Here is a 25,005-nt window from a genome sequence, read left to right on the forward strand (position 1 = left end):
AGCTACTTGAAGGCATCTTCGCCAACACCAGCGGCCCAATGGCAACGGCCACAACCGAATTGCAGCGGAACGAGGCCGCCGGCATCCGCGCTCATATTCGGCGATACAAGCCCGCGTTCTCCACCAGCATGGTCTACGAAACGAACATCTCGGGCGAGACGAAGTGCTTTATTACCGTCGCCGAGGCTGTTGGCCGACTCCGGGTCGCGCTCGTAGGCGCGGGCCACGTCACGTTCCAACCGCGGTGCGCGGTGCATGGTGAGTGTCGGCGCCTGGACGACAAGAATGTGGGGATCGCCGGCAGGACCAAAGCTGGTCTTGTAGTTCGTCCTGTCCTCGCCCTTCTTGGCATAGGGCGAGGACAGGACGAACAACGGGCCGCCGAGGGTGGCGAGACCAGGGCGCAGGGCGCAGGGCGCGAAGGATCTCCTTATCGGGGTTGGCTGCATCCTCGATATGCCAGAACGCGATCTCGTTGCAGACCACCGCTGCCAAGGTCGCACCGCGCACCGTCTTGAAGCTCGCGGGCGTCACGGTGATGTCGATGCGGTTGGTCAACCGGATGGTGTCGCGGGTCGGGGGCTCGGCATAGATAACCAACTCGGCCAAGAACGGAACGTCAGTGAAGATGCCGAGGAGATAATTGGACGCCTCCGTCGCGGTACGGGTGCCGGTCGCCATCACCGGAATGCGGGCGCGCTGTCCGGGAGCGAAATCGCCATCGTAGTTCACGCACCCGGCAAAGTAGGATGCAGCGACCGCGAAGGCGCGGGTCTTCCTGCCGAGCCGGCCGACGACGCCCCAGACTTCATCACAGGGTTCGTCAGGCTCGCGCTCGCGCCCGGTCAGCTCCTTGAACACAACGCGCTCGGCGTCGGTCAGGGGCTCACCCTGAGACGCGATGAGGATGACACGCCAGTTTGCCCAGCTCTCTCCGGGAAGGATCGTCCCGAAGATGTGGGGGCTTTCCAATGCTTCGCGCATCGTCATGAGACGCTTCATGGCCGGTGCTCTCCCTGGCCAATGATTTGGTCACGGACGCTCTTGCGTCCCAGCTTTAGCGGCTGCCCCATCCGGCGGCTCTGACGGTCCATCCGGTCGCAAAGCTGGCCATAAGCTCCAGGGTTCACAGCATTGCCCGCGGCCATGTCTGCCTCGATCAGCTCACGCTGGACGCTCAGCATGGCGAAGGCCCGCACAGCCTGGCGCTCCACCACGCCGAGGGCTTCCGTACCGCCGCGCTCGGCTTCCAAGTCCGCAATGATGTTGGCGAAGCGCCGGGCAACGTCCATGCGGCCATCGACACGGCCGAGGAACAGCTTGCCGTTCGATACGGCAGAGCGCTGGCGGGGTGGTTTGGGCTTCCGGATCAAGGATTGGCCTCGTGGGATTGGTGAAGGTGCGATCATCCCTGGCTTGACCGCTTCATGACGCATGACGCACGACGCGCGCGGGGCAGCGGAGCCAGGGTTTTCGTTATTGGACGGATCGCATCGCCCTCAGGACATCCGGCCCCGCAATCGTTGAAACTTGCACAAGGCCATTCCAAGCACGCTCATATCAAATACTTCTTAAGTAACAGCCCTGTAAATACCCGCGTTACACTGACCACAAGCGTCCACTCCAGATCGCTGCCGTCCAGATACCCATCCGATCGCGACGATATCGTCAGTTGCTCGTTCGCTTTTCGTAGGCTCAAAGGGCAGCTTCGGCATCAGATCCCCGCGCCGAGGAGGCCCAATGTTTCCGATTCCCTGCTTCTGCTCGCCCTAGCGACCGAGAATGCCGAGCTTCGCGCCCAGCTCGCGGAGATTCAGGAGCAGTGCGTCGAGCTGGCAGTGGATGCGGGCGAGCTTCACGCCGAGGTGGAACGGCTACAGTGGCGGCTTGCCGTAGCCGAGCGCGACCGCGACAGGTGGCAGGCGCGGGCCGCGCCCTGCTGAGCCGTTTGGGAAAGGCCGGCTGTCCAACCTACGCTACTTGGGTTGAGCGGCACACGTGATCTGCGCAAGCAGCAGGATGGGGAAGTCGCGCATCTGATGCTGAGAGATATATGAGCAACACCGAGCAGTTGGTTCTTCCAAAGTATAATTAGACAATTTTATCGCGCTTGACGGTTATAAAAAATTAGGGAGTGCTACCGGCTCGGCATGCGAGAGGCCGAAACGATGTGCTTAGGTTGATTGTAAGGAATCATACGGTGGATCAGATCGAAAAGATCATGCGTGATCTCACCAGGGATTTCGAAGTCGAGCGGCAGGCATCCGATACGAAGCAGATTTCTGCGCCTTCACTGGCCGGTATTCTGCGGGTCATTGGCTCGACGGACAGGCAAACCACTGACTCCCCCCCTAATCATCACGCCACCCCACAGGATTGGTCGGACCTGATTGATAGGGTCAGGGACGCTGCGCATCGGGTAAGGGAGGCTGAAGCCGAAACTCAGGAGCAGGAGATCCGCGTTCGTGAGCTTCTAGACCGGGTTCGTGAGGATATGACGGCCGCGCATGAGCGCATCAGAGCAGCCGAGAGCCATGCCAAGGATATTCAAACCCGGTCCGATGCGTTGCTGAAAGCCGCCGATGCGCGCGTTAGAGAAGCGGAAGAGCGGGCTCGCACAGCAGAAGCGTGGCTGTCGAAGATCTCAATGACGATCGCCGAGGAATTCTCTTCCAAAGACGAAAAGCGCCTCACGGCCTAAATTTTATTCGCGTGAGGAACGGATGGCTTTCCTCAGAAGCTGCCAATCAGCATATCCGGTGCATCGGTTCCAGCTTCAGGAACTGTCCGATTGGGACGCAGTAAGTCGGTGACCATGATCCGGAGGTTCGAAAGTTCGAGCCTCCCATGCTCATTGTCGCGGGTTCGTTCGTTGGTATCGGGACCTAGGTCGTGGTGACGATTTAACTATTTGAGCCATATGGCGATGGCAGCGATTTTGACGAAGCCCATGAAGTTGGCGAGAAGTTTGTCGTATCGTGTGGCGACGCGTCGGTACTGTTTGAGTCTGGCGAAGAAGCGTTCGATGCGGTTGCGCTCTTTGTAGAGTTCGACATCGTAGGAGCGCTGGATCTTGCGGTTTCGCTTGGGCGGAATGACGATCTCCGTTCCGGTCTCGGCGAGACCGTTGCAAAGGTGATCGGCGTCGTATCCTTTGTCGGCAATGGTCGCCTTGGCGTCGAAGCCTTCGACGAGGTCATGGGCGACTGTGATGTCGTTGTTCTGTCCGGGAGAGCCAATCAGGCGGACCGGTAGGCCGAGCGCTTCCGTTGCCGCGTGGATCTTGGTGCTCAGTCCGCCTCGAGACCGACCCAGGCCCTGGGCATGCGCCCCCCTTTTTCCTTGCGGGCTCGGGCCGCATGCTGATGAGCCCGCACGATGGTCGAGTCGATCATCAGCCATTCGAGGTCGGCATCCCGCGCCAGCACCGACAGCATCGCGTCGAGGACCCCCATCTCGATCCAGCGATAGTAACGCCGCTTCACCGAGCGATAATCGCCCAGGCGCTCAGGCAGGTCGCGCCAGCGCCCGCCCGAACGCGCCATCCAGAGAAGCGCATCGAGAAACCGCCGATTGTCCGTGCGGGGACCACGCTTGCCACTGGTCCCGCCGGGCACAAAATCCTTGATCCGCTCCCATTGGTCGTCCCGAAGCGCGTCGCAATCCATCGCCGATCTCCAAAATCAGCGTTGAATCCGAATTCAGCCCTGCTGGGAATCCCAAATCCTTAAATCGTCACCACGCCCTAGTTTCCGTCTTCCTCCGCCATCATCGCCTCGACAGCAGCAATCGCATTCTCAAGCTCGGCGATGCGCTTAAGCACGCTATCGGCTGGCATAGTGTCGTGATCCGCAGCCCCAACGTTCAGAACGTGCTGATGGGCCTTCAGACGGTCGAGGAGAGCTACAAGCGTGGACATGACGCAGGCCGTATCCCGCCCCGGCAATCACGACAACAATTTTCACCAGATCGTTGAATTATTGCCCTCACCAAGGCTGTGGCCGCGTCTCCATCTGATCCACACGCATGCGTCGGCCATCAGCTCGCTCGATCCAGATTTCAGCGACGTCGAGGGCGAGTTCTGGACCGTGGGCGTAATCCCATCGCCAGTTCGGGTCTGCGGTCGGCCCCCACCTCAGATCGACGCTTTCCCGGAGGATAAGACGAAGGCGGAATTCTCCCAAACTCTGACGGCGCAATAAGAGTTTGAGTGTCTTAGTAGAAGCATTCCAAGCTTCCAATGCCTGCAAATTTGCGAAGGTACGGGGCGCATAGTCATCAGTCGTGATCTCTCGCCAGGGCGGGCCTTCGTCCGTCATCTGTAGCCTATCGCTTCACAGCCCGGATCGGTCCGGCTCGCTCAGAAGAGCATTTATATCAACAATCAGTTTTGCCGTTCGATGACAAGTCTATTGAAAACGTTTCTAACATTGTCCTATAGGGAACTCACTAGCCCTTAGAGGACAAAAATATGACCGATCAGACACAGGATTTGCAGACCGGATACATCGGGCTCACCGCTGACCTCGTAGCCGCCTACGTCTCCAACAACTCGGTTCCGGTCAGCGCGCTGCCCGAACTGCTGAGCAGTGTGCACGCCGCGATCCGTGGCCTTACCAACGGTGGATCTGATGTATCGGCGGCAGATAGGATCGAGAAGGCGACGCCAGCTCAGATCAAGAAGTCGATCACGCCAGACCACCTCATCAGTTTCGAGGATGGCAAGCCCTACAAGACGCTGCGCAGGCATCTGACGCTCCGCGGGCTTAGCCCTGAAGCATACCGTGCGAAACATGGCCTGCCTGCCGACTACCCAATGACCTCCGCGAGCTACTCGGCCCAGCGCTCCGAGCTTGCCCGGTCGCTAGGCCTTGGGCAGCAGCGAAATGGTGCGTCGAAGGCTGTAGCCGCTCCAGAAAAGCCCGTCGTTGAAGAGACCGCTTCGGCTCCTGAGAAGCGCAGGACGGCCGGTCGGCCGCCAAAAGCTGCCGCTATGGCGTGACCCAAGGCTGTCAGCAGCTCTGAACAAAAGAACGGGCCGGACGCCCGGCGCGAACGCCCGACCCGCTGTCGCCCCGCTTGCTTGTTGTAAGGCGAGCACCCGAGGCGACGCGGCGGCAGTAGCAACTAGGCGATGACGTAGCAACACGCCCCCTGGCCGGACCTTTAAGCCTGCGGGGAGGAGAAAAAGCGGGTCGAGAACTGGAGGGACATCAAATTTCCGACCCGCTATCGCTTGGCCGTTGTCGGAGAACCAGCCAAGTGACCCCGTGATTTAAAAGCAGCTTCCAGCCTTTGTCTTTTACCTGCGTCTAGGGCGCACTGACTTTCCGCCCCTCCCGAGCCAGCCGGTCGCCGCGTTCAGATCCCAAAGCCGGGTCCATACATCGCGGCCATTGCGGCCAGTAGTCCGGCCATCAGGCCTGGAACGAGCGCGGCCAACGCTTCCCCTGTCATCCGCTCCGCCGCTCCCTTACCGGTCCGCCCCTCGCGGATTGTGCCCAGAATTTCTTGGTAACTGGAGAACTGCAATGACCGTCGCTGAAATTCAACGCGCTCTCTTGGCGCGTGGGTATGACCTCGGCCCGGCGGGCGCCGATTGTGACGCCGGAGCGAGCCGGCCATCGTGGTTCGCGGAGCCTCGCGGCCCGGTCATTCGAGGGCTGGGGCGTGGGCCTCAAAGAGCCGGCCCTGGGCTGCATTGCCATGAAGAAGCGCGCGGGTTCGTCCTGGCAGGGCCATACCGGCTTCGTCGTCGGCGCCAACAAGGATCGGTCTTCCTGCTCGGCGGCAACAAATCCGATCAAGTCTCGGTGACTGCGTTCAAGCGCTCAAAGATCGTCGCCTTCCGTTGGCCCGCCGACATGCCGGTTCCGGCGGCATCGAAGCTCCCCACCACCATCACAAGGGCAAGCTTCGGCGTGTCGGAAGCCTGATGAACGACGATCACCGCACAATTTGGCCGCCCGCGCCTCGCAAGGCGAGCCAGCCCCTTCCGCCGGTTCGCTATCCCGACAACCCGTCGCCGTGGGCGCGGCTCAGGCGAGCCATTTTGGCCTACCTCTCGCGCCGCCGCTGACGACATGTGCCCTAGGGCCTGTCGTCGCCTGAACAGATTGGCTGGGCTTGCGTTTTCGTCTCTCTGATGGAGGAGGGACGATGCTGAGCGACGCGCAATGGGCTGATTTGGAGCCTCTGGTTGAAGCCTGCCGGCCCAAGGCCAAAACGCCTCCGCAGGATCTGCAGCGCACGCTCTCGGGCATCCTTTGGCGGCATCAGAACGGGGCCAAGTGGCGGGCCATTCCCGAGGAATTGGGACCCTGGTGGCGGGCCGCCCAGATATTCATCCGCTGGTCGCGTGCCGGCGTCTGGGAGCGGCTTCTTCACCTCGTACAGGAACGCGGCGTCCAACTCGGCATGGTGTTCCTCGACGGCACGAACGTGCGGGCGCACCAAAAGGCGGCGGGAGCCGCCAAAAAGGGGGATCTGCGGCCGAGCGAGACGCTCGTGAAGCTCTTGGCCGCTCGCGTGGCGGCTATGGTACCAAGGCTTGCGTGATCGCCGACGGGCGGGGCCGCGCCATCGCCTTCCGGCTGGCGCCCGGTCAGGCCCATGAACTACCTCACGCTGTTCCCCTGCTCGACCAACTGCCGGGGGTGCCCAAATGGGTCGTGGGGGACCGCGGCTACACCAGCCACGTCTTTCGCGAGCACATCTCGGGTATGGGCGCTCGGCCTGCGATCCCGCCTCAGCGCCACGAAGCGCCCGTGGCCTGCCCGGATTGGATCTACAACAACCGCAATCAGGTCGAGCGCCTCTGGGCCAGGCTCAAAGAGTGGCGCGCCATCGCCACCCGCTACGAGAAGACCGCCGTCAGCTTCATAGGCGTCCTCTTCCTCGCAGCCGCCCTCGATTGGGTCAAGCGATGACACGCCCTAGTCGGACCTGAAGTCCGGCAGAAGTACTTCCATACTTATTCCTCAAACATTCGCCCAATCATCCGCGCTACATACCTTTTGATGGCAACGAAAGCTATAAATATGCACACAATTATAAGTACATGAAGCCATGCGCCAGAAGGTAGGTAAGGCGTGAACTTGGCGACTAAATCTTCCACATCTATCCCGCTGGTTCCTGGAATTATAATTTCACGCTCATATGGCTGACGAATTAAAATGTGAAGCACGAATTCCGTTCTGCGCGACCTTGCCCAAGTTGCCCCCTTCTCGAGCCGGTCAGTCGCCGCGTAGGCTCAAGACATCAGCGCGCGGCCGAGATGCACGGCGCAAAACTGCGTCAGCCCTAGCCAAACGGCCTCTAGGACGACGAAGCCTGCCAGGATCGCGTCCTGCGCATATCCGTTAGCAAAGTGCTCGTCCGGCTCCGGCAAATGCCCGTTATCGAAGTGCATCATCGCGAATTCCGCGCAGGCTCAGTCGAAAAGCATCCCGAAGAGGGACACGGCGCCGAAAATCGTTAGACCCAACCCTGCTGCCTCAATGCTCACCAAGTAGGCCCGAATAGCCCTTGGCGAGAATTCGTCAGGCAACAGATCGTTGTGCTGCATCGGTGCCCCCAAGCGGTGCGAACGGCGACACCGTAGGGTCGCAGCTTTTTCTTAACCACCAGGCAGACTACGCATGACCGCTGCCCTCAACAGGCGAGGTCGCATTCCTCATCAGGCAATTTGCAGTAATGGGAGGTGAGGCAGGCCCGCCACCCCGATCTGATCACGGGGCCGGCGGGGTATTGAAGCGATCGGCACTTACCCCGCGCCGTAGGCACCTTTCTCAATGGTTGGGTGGTTGCTCGAGGAATGGTCGTCATACCCTCCGGTTGAGGGACCCTTATCCGCGGAAGGCTTTACAGAGCGTGGTCCGGTTGGACCGGCATCGGCAAGGCTGGCCGGATCGTTGGCTGCATGAACTTTCGTCAGGTGAGATCGGTTTGCTCTCGGATGCAGAGGACGCCATGGCCGAGAACCCATCGAATTTCGTGCGCGATTGGATCAGCGAGAATGTCCCGAGCGATCTCTCCTTTTCTGGAAACATCGAAGCCCGCGTCGCTGAGCTCGTGACGCGCCTAACGTTGGCCTCCAAAGAGGCAGAGATCCCGCAGGACGATCCGGAGTTGGCACCGGACCTTCTCCGTGATCTGATCAAGGCCGCGATCGAAACGGTCCCTCATCCCGCTCCTGGAGCGACCCAATGACCATCGACATTCCGGCCAGTGCCAAGCCAGGCGACATCGTCACCGACGACGGCAAGATCCTATGCCGCGATCGGGAGGCTCATGACTTCGGGTACTACTCGGTGAGCTACGAGCAGGCGCAGGTGGCACGGGCTCACGGCTGGGGCTGTCGATCCGGCGTGTTCCTCGAAGCAGAGCACTCAGACGAGAAGAGCTGGGCCTACGTTGAGGAGGAACGTCTTTACGCGATAGAGAATGGTGAGGAGCCGCCGCTGGTCAGGATCTACCGCGAGGCGCTTCCGTCATGTGCGATCGATACGCCGCCGTCCTGTCGGCTTCCGTCCAGGTAGGCCGCGGCTCGCCGCTACGGGGCGAGCTTGGGCCTAATCGCCCCCGTCGTCGTCGGTTCGGTCAGGGCAGCGGCGAATGGGTTGAGGCCCTGCCGGTCAGCGACGCTAGCCGAGTACAGGGAACTGGCCGCAAGCAGACTGATCGCCAGAGTGGCTTTCAGGACAGTCCATAGTCGGACTAGGGCGCGTTGCATGGTTTGTCCCTGAGAGAGCCGTCAGGGTGCCCCCTCCTAGTTAGCGGCCCATTAACGGCAGAATGGGAACAACAGCCATCTGTCAGCGGGTGACCGGACCGAGCAACGTGACTGGTTTCACATGTCGCGGTTGACCGTGATGACTATGCGAGACCATGCCGACGAGACCGAGCAAAGCGACGAAATCGAAGAAACGATGCATGCCAGCTAACGCGTAGCGGTCACGCTTGATCCGCGTCGGCTAAGCCGCATCGGGCACGGCTTCGGTCGGTTACCGTGGGTGCTGTCGTGGGTAGCTGGATCAGCCTACCAGCCAAGCCATTGCGCTACATTGATTTTCAGCCCTTATAAAGCGGATGGGATATCCGCCTCGTTTCATTTTCAGGATCACCGGGGGCCTAGAACCGCTCCTTAGGCCATTCCAGATTTTTGATGCCCTCGGGCGGAAGCGTCGCGTACTACCACCGACCACCTGGCACGACGCCTCCTTACGGGGGAGCGCTACTGGATCCCGTTCGGTCAGGCCCAACCAATCCTGATGCAGGGTATTGTCGATCCGGCCACAGCTCGGCTGCGGTGGGATGACGATTTACTTTGCCGCCTCAGACCGGCCACCGGCCATAATGCCTGTCTGGGGCGCTTTGGGGCGCGCCCCCCATTAGGGGCGCGCCTGGCCGAGGTTGACCCGATCGAGAATACGGCCGGAAAGGGCTGTGTTGACCGGGGCGGCAGCCTTCAGCTTGGCGACGATCGCGCCCTGGAGTGCGAGTTCGGCGCTCATGAGGATGCAATCGCTTTCGCGGCCTTGGTGGTCGCTCGGAAGACCCGGGCCTTCACCCGCTTTTTGTACGCGCGGTACAGGGGGTAGAAGAACGGTTGCGCCTTGGCGCCAGGGTTCTGAGTGCCGGCGAACAGGCCGCCGTTGATATGCGGCGCGGTCCCAAATTCCACGAGATGGGCGTGGCATGCATTGGTGTTGCCTGCCGAGATGACGACTGTGAGATCGGGATCGCCAGCGCCGCCGCCTGAACTACTAGTCGGAAATCACTGCTCGTGAATGGAGACTAATCCGCTCTCGCATCAAGCCGGGATCTATGACGAGCGCCGCCATCAGGCCCAAATCCGATAGGGATTGACGAGACTGAAGACCGTAGCGTGGGTCTGGAGGTTGACGGGCTCGAATTGATACTGAGCCAAGAGATTCACCATCACGCGCATGGCCTGCAGGAGCGGCACTGGCGGCGATTTATAGCCGGCCCGGCAATTGGACGCGGATCGCATCCCCTTGGCCGCTCGCGGTAGGCCAGGAAGCATTCTGGACGCATTGAAGCGTGCCGGTTCGATTTAAGTGTTAGGCTGTTGAAGCAAGCGTCCGCTCAACACCGCTCGGGTCATCGTACTTCACAGAGACGACCTCAACGATCGGCGGGTACGGAAGGCGAATGCCGAAATCGAAACGATCGGCAGTGACCTCAAGCGTCTGCAGGCCGATTGACCGCCCTAGCCAGCCGGCAGGGCCGTCGATTGTGGCCTGGGCAGCCTCAACCCAGGCGCTGATTTCTGGTCCCTGTCGTCGCCCTCGTAATAGGTCTGCCGCTTGGCATCCTCCAACGAGATTAGCGGCTCGGGTGGGGTGATGACGGTGACGCTTATCGGGTCTCACTCTCTATGAAGGCGGGAGCACGATGACGCCGACTGACATTCCAGCCGCCGAGCCTCCGTTCAGGTTGATGCCGGCTGTGATCGCCGCGAGATTGAGAAGCTTGTTGTTCTCAACCACGCATTTGATCGAAACGGAGGTTGCGGTGGTCGCGGTGGCCCAGCATTTCGGGACGCTCGTGCCGGTGTAGACGGCCGTCGTGGCTACTTGGACGGGCGTGGCGAGCGTCCCTGGGCCGTCCAGTCGAAGGTGGCGGTGCCATCGGCCGCGAGAGTCAAGGTCTTGCTGCGCGTGATCCGGGGCGCCCTGGCATCGCCCCGGCGGAAGGTGTTGGCCGAGCCGGGAGCGCCGCCGATTGTCTCCGTAGGGGGAACGGCCGTGTCCGGCTGAGGGATGGCGGCCTGCATCGCCGACAGCGTCGACTGCATCTTGGACTAGAGCGGTTTCCGAGCGCATTGCGACGGGTTTGGGGCTGGAGCGTTGACGGGCAAAGAATGTGCCGATGCCGTCACCGTTATCCATGGATCTGCGTGACCATGTCGTGGCCGCTGTGGCCGGGGGTGCGTCCTGCCATCAGGCCGCCGCTCGGTTTGGGGGCAGCGTGTCGAGTGCCAGCCGTTGGTCGGAGCGTTTCCAGCACGAAGGCCAGGTTGCAGCCAAGCCGTTGGGTGGCGACCATGCCTCTCACCGCATTGAAGCGCACGCCGCCCTGATCCTGGGCCTCTACGAGGCGCGGCCGGAGATCTTTCTGCGTGAGTTGCGCGATGCCCTGTCTGGGCACGGCGTGCAGACCAGCACCAGCGGCTTGTGGCGCTTCTTCCGGCGGCATTGGATCACCCGTAAAAAAGGGCGGTTCACGCAGCTGAGCAAGAACGGCCGGATGTGAGAGCGGCCTGGCAGATCTGGTTCGAGGGGCAGCCCGATCTCGATCCGGACCGGTTGGTCTTCCTCGACGAGACGGCCGCCAACACGAAGATGGCCCGCCGCTACGGTCGGGCTCCACGCGGTGCGCGCTGCCGGATGGTCGTACCGCACGGGCATGTGTGGACGCCCCTTCGGGTGCAAGCACAATCTCTGGACGGGCGCGGTGCGTGATCGGGTGCTGCCATGTGTCCGGCCTCTGATGCGGCGGGTCACATGCCGCGGGCCCGTATGGGAGTGCGAGAGTCGGGACCACATCACTACAGCGCGCTCGAAGCGCTCCCCATGCGTCTGGTTCTCCCAACTCCGTCTCACCGACGTTGCGCCATACCTATCCGTCGACCTCCTCACGCCCTCCGACAGCCTCGCGTCCGTCCCGCCTACGCGGTGACGGCCGGAGCTCGGTAAATCCCACCCTTCGTCAGAAGGGCCCATGCGATGCGCGCGTTCTTGTTCGCCCCAGCTACGATGACCAGCATCGGCGGCTTGCGCGCGAGCATTTGGCCAAGCCACGAATCGGCCGGCACGCCCTTGCGCTTGGCCCAGCGCACCACCGCGCTGGCCGCGATGATGAGCAGGCGTCTCAGCGTCCGCTCGCCCATGCGCGAGGTGCGGCCGAGGCGCTCTTTGCCGCCGGTCGAGCGTTGCACCGGTGTCAGCCCGACCCAGGCGGCGAAGTCGCGGCCCGAACGAAACGTCTCAACGGGCGGGGCCAGGGCCTCGATGGCAGTGGCGATCAGCGGGCCGATGCCCGGCACGCTCATAAGCCGCCGAGCCGTATCGTCGGCCTTCGCGCGCGTGGCGATCTCGGCATCGAGGGCTGCGGTCTGCTCCTGCAGATGGCGGAACACACAGACGAGCACGGCAAGGCTGGCGCGGGCGGCTGGAGGAATGTCCGAAGCGGGATCCTCGATCTGCGCGATCAACCGCTCGATATGGGCGGGCCCCTGCGGCGCGATCAGGCCGTACTCGGCAAGATGGCCGCGGATCGCGTTGATGAGCTGGGTGCGCTGGCCGACCAGCACGTCGCGGGTCCGGAAGATCACCGCGGAGGCCTGCTTGGCTTCGCTCTTCACGGCAACGAAGCGCATGGTCGGACGCTGCGCGGCCTCGCAGATCGCCTCGGCATCGGCCGCGTCGTTCTTCTGGCGCTTGACGAAGGGCTTCACGTAGGCAGGCGCGATCAGCTTGACCGTGTGACCGAGCTTGTCGATCTCGCGGCCCCAGTGATGCGCACCGGGGCAGGCCTCCATTGCCACGAGGCAGGGCGGTTGAGCAGCAAAGAAGGCCAGCACCTGCTCCCGCCGCAGCTTCTTGCGGAAGATCGGCGCACCGGCAGCGTTCGCGCCGTGCGCCTGGAAGACGTTCTTGGCCAGATCCAGGCCGATGATGCTAACCTCTGTCACGGACGCCTCCCTCGGGTGGTTCACAACACCACCAATCTGGCACGTCGATGCCGTCGGGGGGCGTCCACCCCATCACTACAAGACCACCATCGTCACCGCCGCCCTGCGCACCAGCGGTCCCACAGCCGTCGCCCTGTTCGATGGGGCGACGAACGGGGCACGCTTCCGCGCCTACGTGACCGACACCCTGGTCCCAGAGCTGAAACAGGGCGACACCGTCATCCTCGACAACCTGAACGTCCACAAGGTGGCCGGTATCCGCGAGGCCATCGAGGCGGCCGGCGCACGGATCCGCTACCTGCCGGCCTACAGCCCTGAACCGAAGGACCGCGTAGCGACTTCAACCCGATCGAGCAGGCCTTCGCCAAGCTGAAGGCCCTCCTGCGCGCCGCCGCTCCACGCACCATCCCAGATCTCCGCAACGAGATCCGGAAGGCCTTCGCTCGCTTCACACCCCAAGAGTGCCGAAACTATCTCGCCGCCGCCGGATACGACCACGACGTAGCCGTCGCTACATGAGCGGAACTCGCTCTAGGTCGGGTAAGCCGAGAGGTCGATGGCGTTCTCACCGCCGGGGCCGGCTGCGCGGGCAGCGAAGGCAATGATGATAAGCGATAGGGTCCAGAGGGCGAAGCGCTTCACAATGACCCCACTCCTTGGTGGTGCGGATCTAAAACTTCGTGCCGAAATTGTACATAACGGCTGTCTATCCGGCGGCGGACTAACAAGGGGTCGTCAATCACCGCGTTATGTGGCAAAAATTTTTGTCAATTTTGCCGTTTCCACCCGATCGCCGTATGACGCATTTCCGATGTCGCACGAAAATTGTGACGCCTATCACATCCGGTTAACAAAGATGATTGATTTTCATAGAATTGCGATTCACTGCCTCGTAATTGCCGATGTGCTTTTTAGCTCAAGACTTTATCAAAGTCTGCTTCCTGATTTTGCCCAACGCATATTGCTATCAACAATATTATTGTTATCCCTTATATATTTTGCAATCGCAGTTATACGCGGCCACGTTTTGCCTGTTATGATAGCCGTTGGAGCGGTTAGCCTCGTAATCGGGCAGATGGTTGTCTTCAGTAACAACTTTAGTACGCAGATTGATTGGAATTTCTCTGCCCAATATATTGTATTCCTATCGTTTTTGCCGATCTTTGTTATGAGCCGTGACGGAATGGCGACGCTTATAGCAAAAGTTATATTGGCATATGCTTTAATATATACACTTGTATATGCAGTTATTGGAATATTGTACAGTGCCGGTTTGCTTCCAGGCGCCTTGTTTACTGCGTTGCTGCTAAATGACGCTGAGCGCGGGGACCGTCTGTTCGCATATGCTGGTGCCCTTGCTTTCGCCTTTTATTATTCCATGGGTGCTTTGCAGAAAAATTTCACTATAAAAAATCTTGCGATAATGATGCTTTGCGTAGCCGCAAACTATTTTACGCTTTCAAGAGTGTATCTCTTGTGTCTCACAATTGTAGCAGTGATGAACATTGTTAAATTGCCGCGTCGTATAATCGCGCTCACAAGCTTTGGCGGTTTCGCTATCGTGTCTGTTGGCCTGCTGTACGGCATGGCTGATCATTCTTGGAATCCATTTTATGCATTTGCCAGTCAAGATACATCTGGTTTTGGGCGTGCGCTAGAATATCAAGTTTTGCAAGATATTTTGCCGTCAAATTTTGTTTTTGGACTAGGTATTCCCGGCGCTCCCGGACTCGGCGCTCAGGTCACCGGACTCTCCTTCTTTGCATCTGGCGACCTTGGAGCGGTGGGCGTATTTTGTGATCTTGGCCTTATTGGTCTCTTGTTTTATATTATCGCTGCGGCAATTTCTTGCAGTGAAATTCATATAATGCAGGAAAGATTTTCAACATGCTTTTTCCAGACTGGTTGTATGATGGTGCTATACGGATCTATTGCGCCTGTATTATTCGCGCCTGGTGGCGTATTTTATTTTAGTGCCATATTAGGCATTTGGCTTGCCCAGGAATTAAGGGTCACCTCGTTGGCGCGAAATAATCTACACGGCCGTGTAACTTAGATCGCCCTCGACGTACAACGCTTGATTGAAATCGCTAATCCGAACATGCATTTGCTGAATGATGTCCACGCCTTGTTAGATTTGGAGTGCGGAGACATAATCGGACCTTACCGACGTGCGTGACATGCCTCGGTACGAGAAACTTAGGGCAGGGCAGTGCAAGCCAATGAAGCGACGCGAGACCCGGTTAGCAATCGTGCAATATGCTGGAGACTTCCTCGAGGCCAGTCAGCGCCTTAATGCTGGAGGGGCTGAGACTTACCGCGGCCAGAGGTATACTGTCGAATTTGTTGAAAAACTTGCAGGTAGATTGAAATCTGTCACGACTATTACAGGCCTAACATCATCTCCTTACGAATCTTTACTTCCAAGTGGCGCGATAGCAGTTGGCGCAGGATTCAAAGATCGTGTTGAAGGTAGTAAAATTGTGCGACTTTTAGCTGAAGCCGATCCAGATATTATTGTTTTGAGAACGCCGCTTAGAGAAGTTTTGATTTGGGCGGCACTTCATCGGCGTAGAACATTGCTTCTTCTCGCCGACTCATTTGATTCAAGGTCGATTAAGAATCGGATTTCGGCATTTATTTTAGCGATTTTTACTAGATTGCCTAATATTGATTGGGTGGCCAATCACGGCATCCGTTCGGCGGAACAGCTCGTGAAACTCGGTGTGCCAGCTCGGAAGGTTTTAGCCTGGGACTACCCAGCTTTTGACACCCCGAGTGAGCGACCGTCGAAAATCAGAGCTAAGGCGCCCTGCAAAATTATGTATGTTGGGCTGATGATTCGTGAAAAGGGCGTAGATTGTCTAATTGAAGCCGTGCGTAATCTTGTCGCGGACGGCCACCTCGTTCAGCTCGATTTAGTTGGAAAACTAGATGACGGGCGGTTAGCGCATCTGATCTCAAGTGCCGGACTTCAAGATTCTGTACGCCAAGTTGGGACTGTAGCGAATGCTCAGATCCTTCCAATGATGCATGATGCTGATATTGTTGTTGTCCCGAGTCTTCACGAATACTCGGAAGGATTGCCGTTGACAATCTACGAAGCCCTTTGCTCTCGAACGCCGCTGATCGTTTCCGACCACCCTATGTTTATTGGGAATATCGAGAATGATAAGACTGGAATTATTGTGTCCGCTGGTAATGCAGAAAATCTGGCTTCAGCAATCAAACGGCTTATTAATGATGAAGATCTCTATAAACGATTGTCGGAACAAAGCCTACCGGCGTGGAATCGTCTCCAGATTCCCTTGAAATGGGGAAATCTCATTGATGATTGGATTGAAAATTCTCCGGCGAGTCGCGCCCGCTTAGAGCAAATGAGTCTTTCAGCCCGAGGCTTATTCAATGTTAGTGATGCTGATGCATAGTTTTACCTACGGATCATTGGAAGCAGCGCAGCGCCACGATCGCGGATCAACTCGTTCGCGACGATGCTAGGATGCAGCCCGTCCCAGGTGCCCAGCCCGCCGGTTGTCAACGCGCCGCTCGCAACGGTCTGTGACACACTGAGTGTGTAGGTGCCGGTTCCGCCCGTCGCCATGATCGTCGCACCGACGTTGACGCCGGAACCGAACAGATTGGCGCCGCGAACGATGGTCCCGCTGGCGACGGCGGATACCGTCAGCGTGTTCCCGGAGGTAGAGCCCGTAAATGCTGCCGTCGTAGCCGCCGTGTCAGCCGGGTTGCGCGTGACCGGCCACTTGCCGGTGCGGTAGGGGTCAACGAAGTCCGAGATGTCCGCGACCAGCTTCACGCCAGCAATACCAGCGCGCACCAGATCGTTGTAGGCAAGAACCTTCACGCCGCCCGATGAGACGGTCTGGTTCGTCGTGGTTGCGAAGCTGTCGGTCGAGGACGTGTTCGGCGTGACAGTGGGCACGATGAAGATGTGGTTCGGGTAGGCCGCGGCCTGAGTCGCGAGGGCGGCGGCGGCCTGCGCTGGCGTCAGGCCACCCGCGTTGAGGTCGTTGATCGTATCGTTCCCCCAGAGGTGGGAGTGATATGCACGCCGGTCGCGATGCCCGAGATGGTGCCGGACGTGATCTGGTCTCGATAGGTCTTCGATGCCGAATGGAAAGCGGTGAGGGTCGAGGAGGCGACGGCAAAGGTTGAGTAGGCGAGCGACGCCCAATGAGGCGCATCGCGACGCCCATGTCGGCGGTGGCGTCCGTGAGGGCATCGGCGATGCCCTGCACGATGCTGGTGCCAGCCACCAGCACAGACGGCTCAGAGGTCTGCGCCAGGATCAGGATCGGGCCATAGCCCTGCTGGCGCGCCCCGGAGCTGTTCGGCGGCGTGCCGCTGACAGTGAAGTCGACACTGAGCGTGCCCGTGCCGAACTGCCAGCCTCCCGTGCTGTAGAGATGGTAGGCGCCGTAACCTGCGAACGGAATGCCGTCTTGGCTGCTCATCTGGTAGTCGACCCAGAACCGCGTGTTGGCGGGGATCGTCAGGCCGGGGAAGGTGGTGACGGCATAGCCGGTGACGAAGGCCACAGAGCCTTCGACGTTGGTGGCCGCTCGCGTACCAAGCGTCAGTTCGATTGCGGCCTTGATGGAGCCGCCCGCAACGTTGGTCTCGACGTTGCCCGTGGAGAGTGATCGGCCCCCACGCGGTGGTCCAAGGGTAAAGTTAGTGCGCGGTAGGCCTGGAGTTGACCCCGTTTGTGGTCCACGGCCTATGCAAGTTCTCGGGCTGTGACAGCTTGGTTGGCGAAGGCTCGGGGCGTCAAGCCGCCCAGAGCCATATGGGGTCGATCGTCGTTGTAGTGGCACCTCCAGTCCTCGATGCGCTCACGGGCATCGGCCAGCGACAGGAACCACGAGGCGTTCAGGCATTCCGCTCGTAGACGGCCGTTGAACGACTCGATGTAAGCGTTGTCGGTCGGCTTGCCGGTCGGGAGAAGTCGATCTCGACCCCGTTCAGGTAGGCCCACTGGTCGAGCATGCGGCCGGCGAACTCCGGCCCATTGTCGACCCGCAGGCTCTTGGGCCGCCCCCTCAGCCGGACCAAGGCATCAAGCGCCTCGGTCACCTGGAAGGCGCGGAAGTTGGCTCTCGGCGTGAGTGAGAGCGCCTCTCGCGTGTGGCAATCGACGACCGTCAGGATCCGGAACGGACGCCCGTCGAAGATGCGGTCGGATACGAAGTCCATCGCCCAGACCTCGTTGGGCCCACCGATCGCTGGTCGCCCCTGGCGGTAGCGCCAGGCCCGCTTGCGCTTGGGCAGCTTGGACCTGATTGACAGTCCCTCGTCGCGGTAGATCCGGTAAGTGCGCTTGTGGTTCACCTTCCAGCCCTCCCGTTGCAACAGGATGTGAAGCCGCCGGTAGCCGTAGCGGACCCGTGCGGCAGCCAGCTCCTTCAGTCGCATCCGCAGCGCGACCTGCGGATCAGAGCGCTTGGTATAGCGCTGGGATGAACGGCCGAAGCCGGTGGCCAGACAGGCCCGACGCTCGCTGATGTCGTAGGCCACCTGCAGGTGACCGGCGACCTCACGGCGAACGGCGGGCCTCACCACTTTTGCTGACGCTGCCCTTCGGGTCGCTTGAGCACGTCCTGCAGCATCGAGCGGTCCAGCGTCAGGTCTGCGACCAACCGCTTGAGCTTGCCGTTCTCGTCCTCCAACTGCTTCAACCGCCGGATCTCAGGCACGCCCATACCGACGAACTGCTTCTTCCAACGGTAAAACGTCGGCTCGGATACACCCATCTTCCGGCAGACCTCGTCCACCGTCGCACCATTCTCCGCCTGCCGCAGGGCAAAGGCGATCTGTTCGTTCGTGAAGCGTTTGCGAGGCATGGCATCCTCCCTCCTTCAGGGTTCAGGATGCCCGAAAAACTTGCGCTCAGCGCGGACCACTTTGCGGCTCTTCGCCAAGTTTGGTGGATTGGGTCGCTGGGGCGGATGCTGGGAGGTAGCTCCTGGCTGAATCGGGCAGGGATTCTCAGATCAGGGCATGACCCTACTCTGTCACATCCCCGGTTGTCGCCTTCTCCACGTCAGGCGTGAGGAGAGCACTGCCCTTCGCATTTCCGCTCAAGCGAAGCGCGATCATGCCCGTTGCCCAGGTTGTCGTACCGTCAGTCGGTCTGTGCATAGTCGCTATCATCGGCGGCCTGCCGACTTGCCAACGAGCGGTCAGGAGGTGCGCCTGAACCTGACGATCCGACGTTTCTACTGCCACGATCCCGCTTGCGCGCGTCGGACCTTCGCCGAGCGACTTCCTCGCCTTCTCGACCGCTACGCTCAGAGGACCCGCAGGCTGGCCGATGCCCAGGTTCGGACCGCGCTGGCGCTCGGTGCCACACCCACCGCCCGACTGCTGCCACACCTGGCGATGCCCACCAGTGCCACGACGCTGCTGCGGGGTATCCGCAAATGTCCGCGGCCGACCGGATCCAAACCGATCATCGTCGGTGTCGACGACTGGGCCCTGCGCAAGGGCTGAACCTATGGCACCATTCTCGTCGACCTCGAACGCCGCCGCCCCATCGATCTGCTGCCGGATCGTTCGGCCTCGACGCTGGCGGCCCGGCTCCGGCGCGCCCCACAGATCCAGGTCGTGGCACGGGACCGCTCGACCGAATATGCGCGTGGGACTGCCATGGGTGCGCCCGATGCCGTTCAGGTCGCGGATCGGTGGCATCTCCTGCTCAATACCCGACAGATGGTTGAGCGCTGGCTCGCCCGCGTCCATCCACGTCTGAAGCTGTTGCCGGCCGTGGCCCCGTCATCGCCATCGATTCGGCGCGTCACGCCCTACCCGCGCGCACCGTCCGAGATGCTCGCGCGGGCCGCGGCCCGCGGTCGATGGGAAGCGGCCTATGACGACGTGCGTTGCCGCCATGCGGAAGGAGACTCGCTTCGGCGCATCAATCGCGAGACCGGCTTGGCCCGAGCCACGGTACGCAAGTACGCCTTCGCCGCGAGCTTCCCCCGGAACGGCATGCGCGAGCCGAAGCCGAGCATGCTCGATCCTTATCTCGGGCATCTGCATGGCCGCTTCGATGAGGGCTGCGAGAACGCTGCGCAGCTCTGGCGCGAACTTCAGGGTATCGGCTTTGCCGGCACCTCGAAGCAGGTGCGTCGCTGGTTGTCCGAGCGGCGCGCGGGCTCGGCCAAAACGTCGATCCAGTCGTCGCCAGCACCGGCTGACATCCGTGTTGCGACCTCGACCACATCACCCCTGGCCTCGTCCAAGCAGCTGTCCTGGTATCTCCTACGGGAGCCCGAAGACCTCGGCCCCGAGGCAGCCGCGGTCGTCTCGCGCGTCCTGCAGGATACCGAGGCGGCTAAGGTCGTCGATCTCGGCCGCCGGTTCTGCCGGATCGTCCGGAGCCGCTGTGGCCAGCAGCCGTCAGGAAAATCAGATGTCACGGCGTTCGATCAATGGCTGGGCGAAGCGCAAACCTGCGGTGTCCGCATCGTTGAGAGCTTCGCTGCTAGCCTCGGTCAGGATGGAGATGCCGTTCGGTCCGCGCTGACACTGCCATGGAGTAATGGGCAAGCCGAAGGACAGATCACGCGTCTCAAGCTCTTGAAGCGCGCCATGTACGGCCGCGCCAATCTCGATCTCCTACGACGACGGTTCCTCCTCGCACCCTAATCCACCGAACTTGGCGAAGAGCCACTTTGCTGGGTCAGGGTCAGGTCAGGCTAGATCTGCCGTTCAGTCAGCGCTGACACTGCAATGGAGCAGCGGGTAGGCCGAAGGGCAGATCACGTGTCTCAAGTTCCTAAAGCGCGCCATGTACAGTCGCGCTAATCTCGGTTTCCTACGACGACGGTTCCTCATTGCAGCCTAAATCCGCGAAATTTGGCGAAGACCCCCTCTCCAGGGGGCAAGGTCAGGAAAAATTTGAGCCATAGCGTGCGCTGGCTCGGGTTACAATATATTGAGCCGGATAAAAGAGTGTTGCCGCCCTGCATAAGTAGTCGAGCTACACAGGGAATGAGAGAGCCCTTGTGCGCCTTGGAGCACTGCGCTAGGGGTTTTGATCAAATTAGGTGCTCGTTTGTTATACCGGTGGGGCGGTCGTGCACGGCCCGAGCACTCCGATGAGATCAATTTAAGTGCAATTGGAGCAGGCTATTTATGGCGCGCTGGACTAGGAAAGATAAGTGGGGCGTGACGTTTCGATTGGGTTCATTCTTTGCTCTGATTCTGCCGATAATTGCCGCTTTCGTTTTGTCCTACATCCCCTCCAAACGATACGAAGGTGTAGTTTGGTTGATTCTCGACGTAAGCCGCGGTTCGCAGACTGTGGCCGGAATTGACGAGCGGCGGTCGGGCAACGAGGTGGTCACTTATGATCAAGTTTTGCGAACCCAGCTGGCAATAGCTGGAAGCGACGATGTTGTTCGCCGTGCCGTTGAGCATATGCGGCCTGCCCGTCTCTATCCCGAGCTTCTGGCGGGAGATGTAAGCGAGGCAGAATTCGATCGGACCGAAGCCGCAGCGGCGCGAGCCAATATGATCCTAAGCTTGGAACCTAATACCTTCGTATTTAAGCTCGCGTTCCGGCATAGGGACCCAGTGCTTGCGGCTCGCTTTGCAAATCTGTTGGCGACAGAATTTCTGGTGCGCCGTTCGTCTCTCTCGAGCAACTCGGGCGACGTCGATTTTTTTAAGGCGCAGGAGGCGCGTTTCAACGACGATCTTCGGGTAGGCTCCACGGCGATGGAGGAGTTCGGCCGACGTTTCTCCATCTATTCCATCACGGAGCAGCGCCGACTGCTACTCGAGCGCCGAGCCTTTGCCGCTAAGGAGGCAAGCGATAACGCTACCCAGGTGGCTAGGGTCGAGAGCGAACTGAACTCGCTGAAGGTTCAGATCACGGCGCTCCGTCGCCAAACAACGCTGCCACCTGAAATCTTCGGCGAACCGACGCAGGCAACGTCTGCCGCGCGAACTACACGCAGCGTAGATATTTTATCTAACGACCCGCCCCTCCTCAATATCAAAATTTATCAGGAGTCGGCTGCCAAGTTGGTATCGGCCAACGCCGAACTCGAAGGCTTAAAGGCAACGCGGGCCCAGCGCGTTGAGGTCTTAAAACAAATCGATGCGGATCTTCAGAAGCTGGGCTCGAACGAGGCAACCTACAACGCATTACGGCGCGCAGTATCACAGGCAGAAGCTGCGATTGAGAACCTCACCAAGCGGGCCGGCGAGGCACGCGTTAACAATGCTTGGCGCTCGAACGAGGCATTTTCCAGCGCCCAAATCCTCCAGGCGGCCAGCGTCCCGAGCGCACCGGTTTCACCGAAGCCAGCGCTCTATATTCCAGCTGGGGTCATCGTGGGGATTTTTGCCTCACTCGTTGTCCTGTTCGCAGGACAACGGCTCGGCTTCTTGTCCCTCGGTTTCGCCCGCATAGGAGTCATCCCCGATGCTATTGCACGCGATCAGGCCCCGGTGGGCCTCGATCCGGTCGAGCCGGTTGGCAGATTTGGCCGTCCGGCGGGTGGGGGGTGAACGCTCTCAGCTTGGCTGGAGCCTTTACCTACTGTTCCGCCGGACTGATCACCCCGGATCCAGGGGGGGCGGCCCGGATAATCTACATCGCGTGGCGATTCGTGTTATAATGACGGGAGACTTCAATTTCAGTTTCTCCATCAACCCAAATGTACTTCTTGATCACACCAAGTTCTTCCATGCTTCGGTGGTGCTTCCCATTGCAGCATCTTACATCAGGGTTATCCTTTTTAAACGGCATGTGATCCTAGTCTTCATCCCGGCGCTCGCTGGCTTCTTTATCATAGGGTAAATGCTACTCTTCGATCCTAATTGGAAAATGTTGCCAAATCAGACGGTAGCCAGTCAGAATTCGGCGATCATGTCATTTGTGACATTTTTCCATTATAAGCAGGAACGGCATGGCAACATACACTGGTATCGTAAGATCGGCGTCAAGATGCGCTTCATTCAGAGCCGTACCAATGGCGTGCTCATCGCCCACGCTTTCTACCGGCGCAACGCGCGATGCTACTTGGTCGCAAGTCCTGCCGACTGACCAGCAAAAGCGGGCCCGACATGGGACGTAAATTCGAAGTAGTTTTCGCGCCGGTAAAGCAGATCAAGCTTCGCAAGCGCTTCGACATCGAAACCATCGACAATCGCTGGGCCGACCGCATCCTGAGCGTCATCGCTAGAAATTGGCCGCTTGATTCACGATCCCTCGGTCTCGCTACGTCTCAGGTGAACACTGATGACGCTTTCAGGTATCCATGTCGTGTGCAGTTACGTCAGATGCAAATGTTCCGGCCGCGGTCAACATCCGGTGCTGTAGAGAGTGATTTAGGCGCAGACCATGGCGTCCGACAGAACTACGTCCCTAGCGGCTCCCGCTGCCTCCGAGCACACAAGCGAATCCTCTTTCGAGATCCGGATGTTCACGACAGATATCTGGTTCGCCATTGGGCCTACGGCCCATGTAATAAGTGGGGTCGCCTACCCTTATTTGTTGTCGACGGGCCCCAAAATATCTTTTGTTCGTCCGGCGATAAGCTCGGTGTCCCTTTATTTAACTACCCCGGCGACCGCATTAAAATCTCAAACAGCGCATTCGCTTTTACATAGTTTACTTGAAACACGACCGCAGCCTAACGGCCCAGCAGCCTGCTGCACTGCCGAAAAATGCTGCAATACCTTGAGGGGAGCCTAAAATTTTATTTCGGTCTAGAAGTAAATAATCATGGTATTCGACTCATCCAAGCTTAGGCGTTGTTTTAACAACCTCAGTCATTTCTGTTCTCAGCGTTGCTAATGGGGATAGGGCACGCTCCACGGCGCGACACACCGCCTTGCATTGCAGTCTCATTAGGTCGTATGGAAGAGCTTTAAAGATGAGAAACGGACAAGTGATCGTGGGCGGAGTATCCGGAGTAGATGAGCCTCATTTATCTGGTGGAAAGCCGTTGAGCACCTCATTTCAAGTCCTGGTACGTGAAAAACTCTGTGTGAAGCTCAGTACTATCTCCATTGATTTCAGCCCCCCGAGGGGCTTACTTTTAGGGGGCGCGGTGGACGCGCTAGCTGTGCCATGAAACCGACATATCAGCCCGAGGGAACAATCGGGATTGTGATTTTGAATTATAACGGATGGCGCGACACGATAGACTGTGTGTTATCTGTCCTGCGGGTGCCCGAGCCGATTTCGATCATCGTCGTCGATAACGCCTCGCCGGACGGCTCTGAGAAGCACATACTGTCATGGGCTACGACGGATCTGCGCAGGCTTAATGAGAAACGGGCGCAAGACGCCCTGCCGCCCATTACATTCGCGCATTTGACCAAGGAAGAGCAACTGTCTGCTTCCCAAGGTGAGGTCGTTGACATCACTTTTATCCAAGCTGGGTATAACGGCGGCTACGCGGCCGGAAACAACATAGGCATCCGATTCATGCTAGCCCGGGGGTGCGAATTCATCTGGCTCCTTAACAACGATACTATCGTTGAGCCAAGCGCGCTGACTTGGCTTCTGGCACGGGCCAGGGAGGATCCGCAGATCGGACTCTGCGGATCGACGCTCGTCTATTATGAACATCCCGACATCATACAGGCCCGTGGGGGAGCACATTTCCGACCTTGGCGCGGGTGGGGCGCTGATATCGGTTGTGGTTCTTCACTCGCTGATCGCGTGAAATCAGAGTTAGTGGAGGCTCAGTTAAGCTACATTAATGGCGCATCAGTGCTGGCCTCTCGCCCCTACTTAGAGGCGGTTGGCCTCTTAGAAGAGAGTTATTTCCTTTACTGGGAGGAGATAGACTGGGCGTTTCGAGCGCGACGCCGGTTTAAGCTGGGCTATGCGCAAAGCTCAGTCGTCCGCCATAAGGTTGGAGCCTCAATTGGCACCCGGCAACATGAGTCGCAATCAATCCTGGCGGACTTCTACTTGCTAAGGGGAGCAGTAGCCTTCTGTATACGCTACTCCCGGATCTCGCTCCCCGGTATCCTACTTGGCGTAGCGCGTCAAATGGTAGGGCTGGCGCTGCGAGGGGATTGGAGTCGGATCGGCCAATTGTTGCGTGCCTTGACAGGGGCTCACTACCCAGCCAACCGTCGGGTTGTTCCAGAGAGGTCGGCCGAGTGATGCGGCTTGACCCTGGATTCTCATAATATGTCCTGATTCGTGATAATTTATCTTAGGTTCGCAATAATGTATCACATTGTTCTCAATCGTCCGACGGACTTAGCTGCCGTGATGGAGGGAGCTGCTG

Annotated in this window: 23 protein-coding genes and 4 pseudogenes; 14 read left to right on the plus strand and 13 right to left on the minus strand. The window is 59.4% G+C overall.

The genetic code is table 11. The annotated features are described in order from the left end of the window. Nucleotides 1-2: 2 nt before the first annotated feature. The 3 genes from ACYQOP_RS12890 to ACYQOP_RS12900 are packed head-to-tail and all read right to left on the minus strand — an operon-like array spanning nt 3 to nt 1,373. Nucleotides 3-227 carry a hypothetical protein gene (locus tag ACYQOP_RS12890; RefSeq protein WP_461222610.1) on the minus strand — a complete coding sequence of 75 codons (225 nt, stop codon included), beginning with the start codon at nt 225-227 and terminating at the stop codon, nt 3-5. Between the two features lies 1 nt (nt 228). Then, nucleotides 229-1,002 carry a hypothetical protein gene (locus tag ACYQOP_RS12895; RefSeq protein WP_461222611.1) on the minus strand — a complete coding sequence of 258 codons (774 nt, stop codon included), beginning with the start codon at nt 1,000-1,002 and terminating at the stop codon, nt 229-231. Beyond that, nucleotides 999-1,373, minus strand: coding sequence for a hypothetical protein (locus ACYQOP_RS12900; RefSeq protein ID WP_461222612.1), 375 nt, complete (start codon nt 1,371-1,373; stop codon nt 999-1,001). Before ACYQOP_RS12900 ends, ACYQOP_RS12895 begins: the two co-directional genes overlap by 4 nt. 827 nt (nt 1,374-2,200) lie before the next feature. Between ACYQOP_RS12900 and ACYQOP_RS12905 the strand changes: the two genes are divergently transcribed. Then, nucleotides 2,201-2,701 carry a hypothetical protein gene (locus tag ACYQOP_RS12905; protein WP_207412345.1) on the plus strand — a complete coding sequence of 167 codons (501 nt, stop codon included), beginning with the start codon at nt 2,201-2,203 and terminating at the stop codon, nt 2,699-2,701. Nucleotides 2,702-2,907: 206 nt separating this feature from the next. On the opposite strand, the gene ACYQOP_RS12910 is transcribed toward ACYQOP_RS12905, so the two are convergent. Together ACYQOP_RS12910 and ACYQOP_RS12915 are read right to left on the minus strand one after the other, a co-directional pair. Then, nucleotides 2,908-3,668, minus strand: a protein-coding gene (locus ACYQOP_RS12910) for an IS5 family transposase (protein ID WP_461222613.1) whose coding sequence is annotated in 2 segments (ribosomal slippage) — nt 2,908-3,329 and nt 3,329-3,668 — 762 coding nt in all. Because the reading frame shifts where the segments join, the coding sequence is not laid out codon by codon here. Between the two features lie 77 nt (nt 3,669-3,745). Further along, on the minus strand, nt 3,746-3,919 hold the full coding sequence (locus ACYQOP_RS12915) for a hypothetical protein (RefSeq protein ID WP_461222614.1): 174 nt from the start codon (nt 3,917-3,919) through the stop codon (nt 3,746-3,748). Between ACYQOP_RS12915 and ACYQOP_RS12920 the strand changes: the two genes are divergently transcribed. The 3 genes from ACYQOP_RS12920 to ACYQOP_RS12930 all read left to right on the plus strand — a co-directional run bounded on the left by ACYQOP_RS12920 (nt 3,912) and on the right by ACYQOP_RS12930 (nt 6,929). Then, the gene (locus ACYQOP_RS12920) at nt 3,912-4,202 is read left to right on the plus strand and encodes a hypothetical protein (protein ID WP_461222615.1); all 291 of its coding nucleotides are present in this window, start codon (nt 3,912-3,914) and stop codon (nt 4,200-4,202) included. The two genes, ACYQOP_RS12915 and ACYQOP_RS12920, sit on opposite strands and share 8 nt — an antisense overlap. Before the next feature lie 269 nt (nt 4,203-4,471). Beyond that, a complete protein-coding gene (locus ACYQOP_RS12925) occupies nt 4,472-5,002 on the plus strand; it encodes a Ros/MucR family transcriptional regulator (RefSeq protein ID WP_461222616.1) in 531 nt (176 codons plus the stop codon). Nucleotides 5,003-6,159: 1,157 nt separating this feature from the next. Further along, nucleotides 6,160-6,929, plus strand: a protein-coding gene (locus ACYQOP_RS12930; protein ID WP_461222617.1) for an IS5 family transposase whose coding sequence is annotated in 2 segments (ribosomal slippage) — nt 6,160-6,475 and nt 6,475-6,929 — 771 coding nt in all. Because the reading frame shifts where the segments join, the coding sequence is not laid out codon by codon here. A 323-nt stretch (nt 6,930-7,252) separates the two neighbouring features. Here the strand turns inward: ACYQOP_RS12930 and ACYQOP_RS12935 are convergent. Then, the gene (locus ACYQOP_RS12935) at nt 7,253-7,414 is read right to left on the minus strand and encodes a hypothetical protein (RefSeq protein ID WP_461222618.1); all 162 of its coding nucleotides are present in this window, start codon (nt 7,412-7,414) and stop codon (nt 7,253-7,255) included. 458 nt (nt 7,415-7,872) lie between these two features. Between ACYQOP_RS12935 and ACYQOP_RS12940 the strand changes: the two genes are divergently transcribed. Continuing rightward, nucleotides 7,873-8,211 carry a hypothetical protein gene (locus ACYQOP_RS12940; RefSeq protein ID WP_461222620.1) on the plus strand — a complete coding sequence of 113 codons (339 nt, stop codon included), beginning with the start codon at nt 7,873-7,875 and terminating at the stop codon, nt 8,209-8,211. Further along, nucleotides 8,208-8,540, plus strand: a complete 333-nt coding sequence (locus tag ACYQOP_RS12945) for a hypothetical protein (RefSeq protein ID WP_461222621.1) — start codon at nt 8,208-8,210, stop codon at nt 8,538-8,540. Before ACYQOP_RS12940 ends, ACYQOP_RS12945 begins: the two co-directional genes overlap by 4 nt. A gap of 852 nt (nt 8,541-9,392) precedes the next feature. On the opposite strand, the gene ACYQOP_RS12950 is transcribed toward ACYQOP_RS12945, so the two are convergent. The 3 genes from ACYQOP_RS12950 to ACYQOP_RS12960 all read right to left on the minus strand — a co-directional run bounded on the left by ACYQOP_RS12950 (nt 9,393) and on the right by ACYQOP_RS12960 (nt 10,015). Continuing rightward, complete coding sequence (locus tag ACYQOP_RS12950) at nt 9,393-9,515, minus strand: hypothetical protein (protein WP_461222622.1); 123 nt, start codon at nt 9,513-9,515, stop codon at nt 9,393-9,395. Further along, nucleotides 9,512-9,685: a hypothetical protein gene (locus ACYQOP_RS12955; RefSeq protein ID WP_461222623.1), complete on the minus strand. Its 174-nt coding sequence runs from the start codon at nt 9,683-9,685 to the stop codon at nt 9,512-9,514. The genes ACYQOP_RS12950 and ACYQOP_RS12955 overlap by 4 nt, the downstream gene beginning before the upstream one ends. Before the next feature lie 159 nt (nt 9,686-9,844). Further along, entirely contained in the window at nt 9,845-10,015 is a 171-nt protein-coding gene (locus ACYQOP_RS12960; protein WP_461222624.1) for a hypothetical protein, read from the minus strand. A 404-nt stretch (nt 10,016-10,419) separates the two neighbouring features. Between ACYQOP_RS12960 and ACYQOP_RS12965 the strand changes: the two genes are divergently transcribed. Next, nucleotides 10,420-10,584: a hypothetical protein gene (locus ACYQOP_RS12965; protein WP_461222625.1), complete on the plus strand. Its 165-nt coding sequence runs from the start codon at nt 10,420-10,422 to the stop codon at nt 10,582-10,584. Between the two features lie 13 nt (nt 10,585-10,597). Here the strand turns inward: ACYQOP_RS12965 and ACYQOP_RS12970 are convergent, their stop codons facing one another. Continuing rightward, on the minus strand, nt 10,598-10,822 hold the full coding sequence (locus ACYQOP_RS12970; protein ID WP_461222626.1) for a hypothetical protein: 225 nt from the start codon (nt 10,820-10,822) through the stop codon (nt 10,598-10,600). A gap of 74 nt (nt 10,823-10,896) precedes the next feature. Here ACYQOP_RS12970 and ACYQOP_RS12975 point away from each other — a divergent pair. Further along, a pseudogene (locus tag ACYQOP_RS12975) lies at nt 10,897-11,435 on the plus strand (helix-turn-helix domain-containing protein); the annotation flags it as partial. Between the two features lie 260 nt (nt 11,436-11,695). Here ACYQOP_RS12975 and ACYQOP_RS12980 read toward each other — a convergent pair. Continuing rightward, nucleotides 11,696-12,721, minus strand: a complete 1,026-nt coding sequence (locus tag ACYQOP_RS12980) for an IS110 family RNA-guided transposase (RefSeq protein WP_461222627.1) — start codon at nt 12,719-12,721, stop codon at nt 11,696-11,698. A gap of 64 nt (nt 12,722-12,785) precedes the next feature. Between ACYQOP_RS12980 and ACYQOP_RS12985 the strand changes: the two are divergent. The 3 genes and pseudogenes from ACYQOP_RS12985 to ACYQOP_RS12995 all read left to right on the plus strand — a co-directional run. Beyond that, nucleotides 12,786-13,240 (plus strand): annotated as a pseudogene (locus ACYQOP_RS12985) (transposase); the annotation flags it as partial. Between the two features lie 124 nt (nt 13,241-13,364). Beyond that, complete coding sequence (locus tag ACYQOP_RS12990) at nt 13,365-14,777, plus strand: hypothetical protein (protein WP_461222628.1); 1,413 nt, start codon at nt 13,365-13,367, stop codon at nt 14,775-14,777. Nucleotides 14,778-14,943: 166 nt separating this feature from the next. Then, nucleotides 14,944-16,149, plus strand: a complete 1,206-nt coding sequence (locus ACYQOP_RS12995; RefSeq protein ID WP_461222629.1) for a glycosyltransferase family 4 protein — start codon at nt 14,944-14,946, stop codon at nt 16,147-16,149. A gap of 2 nt (nt 16,150-16,151) precedes the next feature. On the opposite strand, the gene ACYQOP_RS13000 is transcribed toward ACYQOP_RS12995, so the two are convergent. Both ACYQOP_RS13000 and ACYQOP_RS13005 read right to left on the minus strand, forming a co-directional pair. Beyond that, nucleotides 16,152-16,913 carry a hypothetical protein gene (locus tag ACYQOP_RS13000; RefSeq protein WP_461222631.1) on the minus strand — a complete coding sequence of 254 codons (762 nt, stop codon included), beginning with the start codon at nt 16,911-16,913 and terminating at the stop codon, nt 16,152-16,154. A gap of 546 nt (nt 16,914-17,459) precedes the next feature. Beyond that, nucleotides 17,460-18,582 (minus strand): annotated as a pseudogene (locus tag ACYQOP_RS13005) (IS3 family transposase). Nucleotides 18,583-18,739: 157 nt separating this feature from the next. Here ACYQOP_RS13005 and ACYQOP_RS13010 point away from each other — a divergent pair. From ACYQOP_RS13010 to ACYQOP_RS13020, 3 genes and pseudogenes are all read left to right on the plus strand, one after another. After that, nucleotides 18,740-20,389, plus strand: a pseudogene (locus tag ACYQOP_RS13010) (ISL3 family transposase). Between the two features lie 489 nt (nt 20,390-20,878). Beyond that, complete coding sequence (locus tag ACYQOP_RS13015) at nt 20,879-22,261, plus strand: GumC family protein (protein ID WP_461222632.1); 1,383 nt, start codon at nt 20,879-20,881, stop codon at nt 22,259-22,261. Between the two features lie 1,567 nt (nt 22,262-23,828). Further along, nucleotides 23,829-24,878: a glycosyltransferase family 2 protein gene (locus ACYQOP_RS13020; RefSeq protein WP_461222633.1), complete on the plus strand. Its 1,050-nt coding sequence runs from the start codon at nt 23,829-23,831 to the stop codon at nt 24,876-24,878. Nucleotides 24,879-25,005 lie beyond the last annotated feature (127 nt).

The organism is Methylobacterium sp. CM6247, assembly GCF_054817925.1.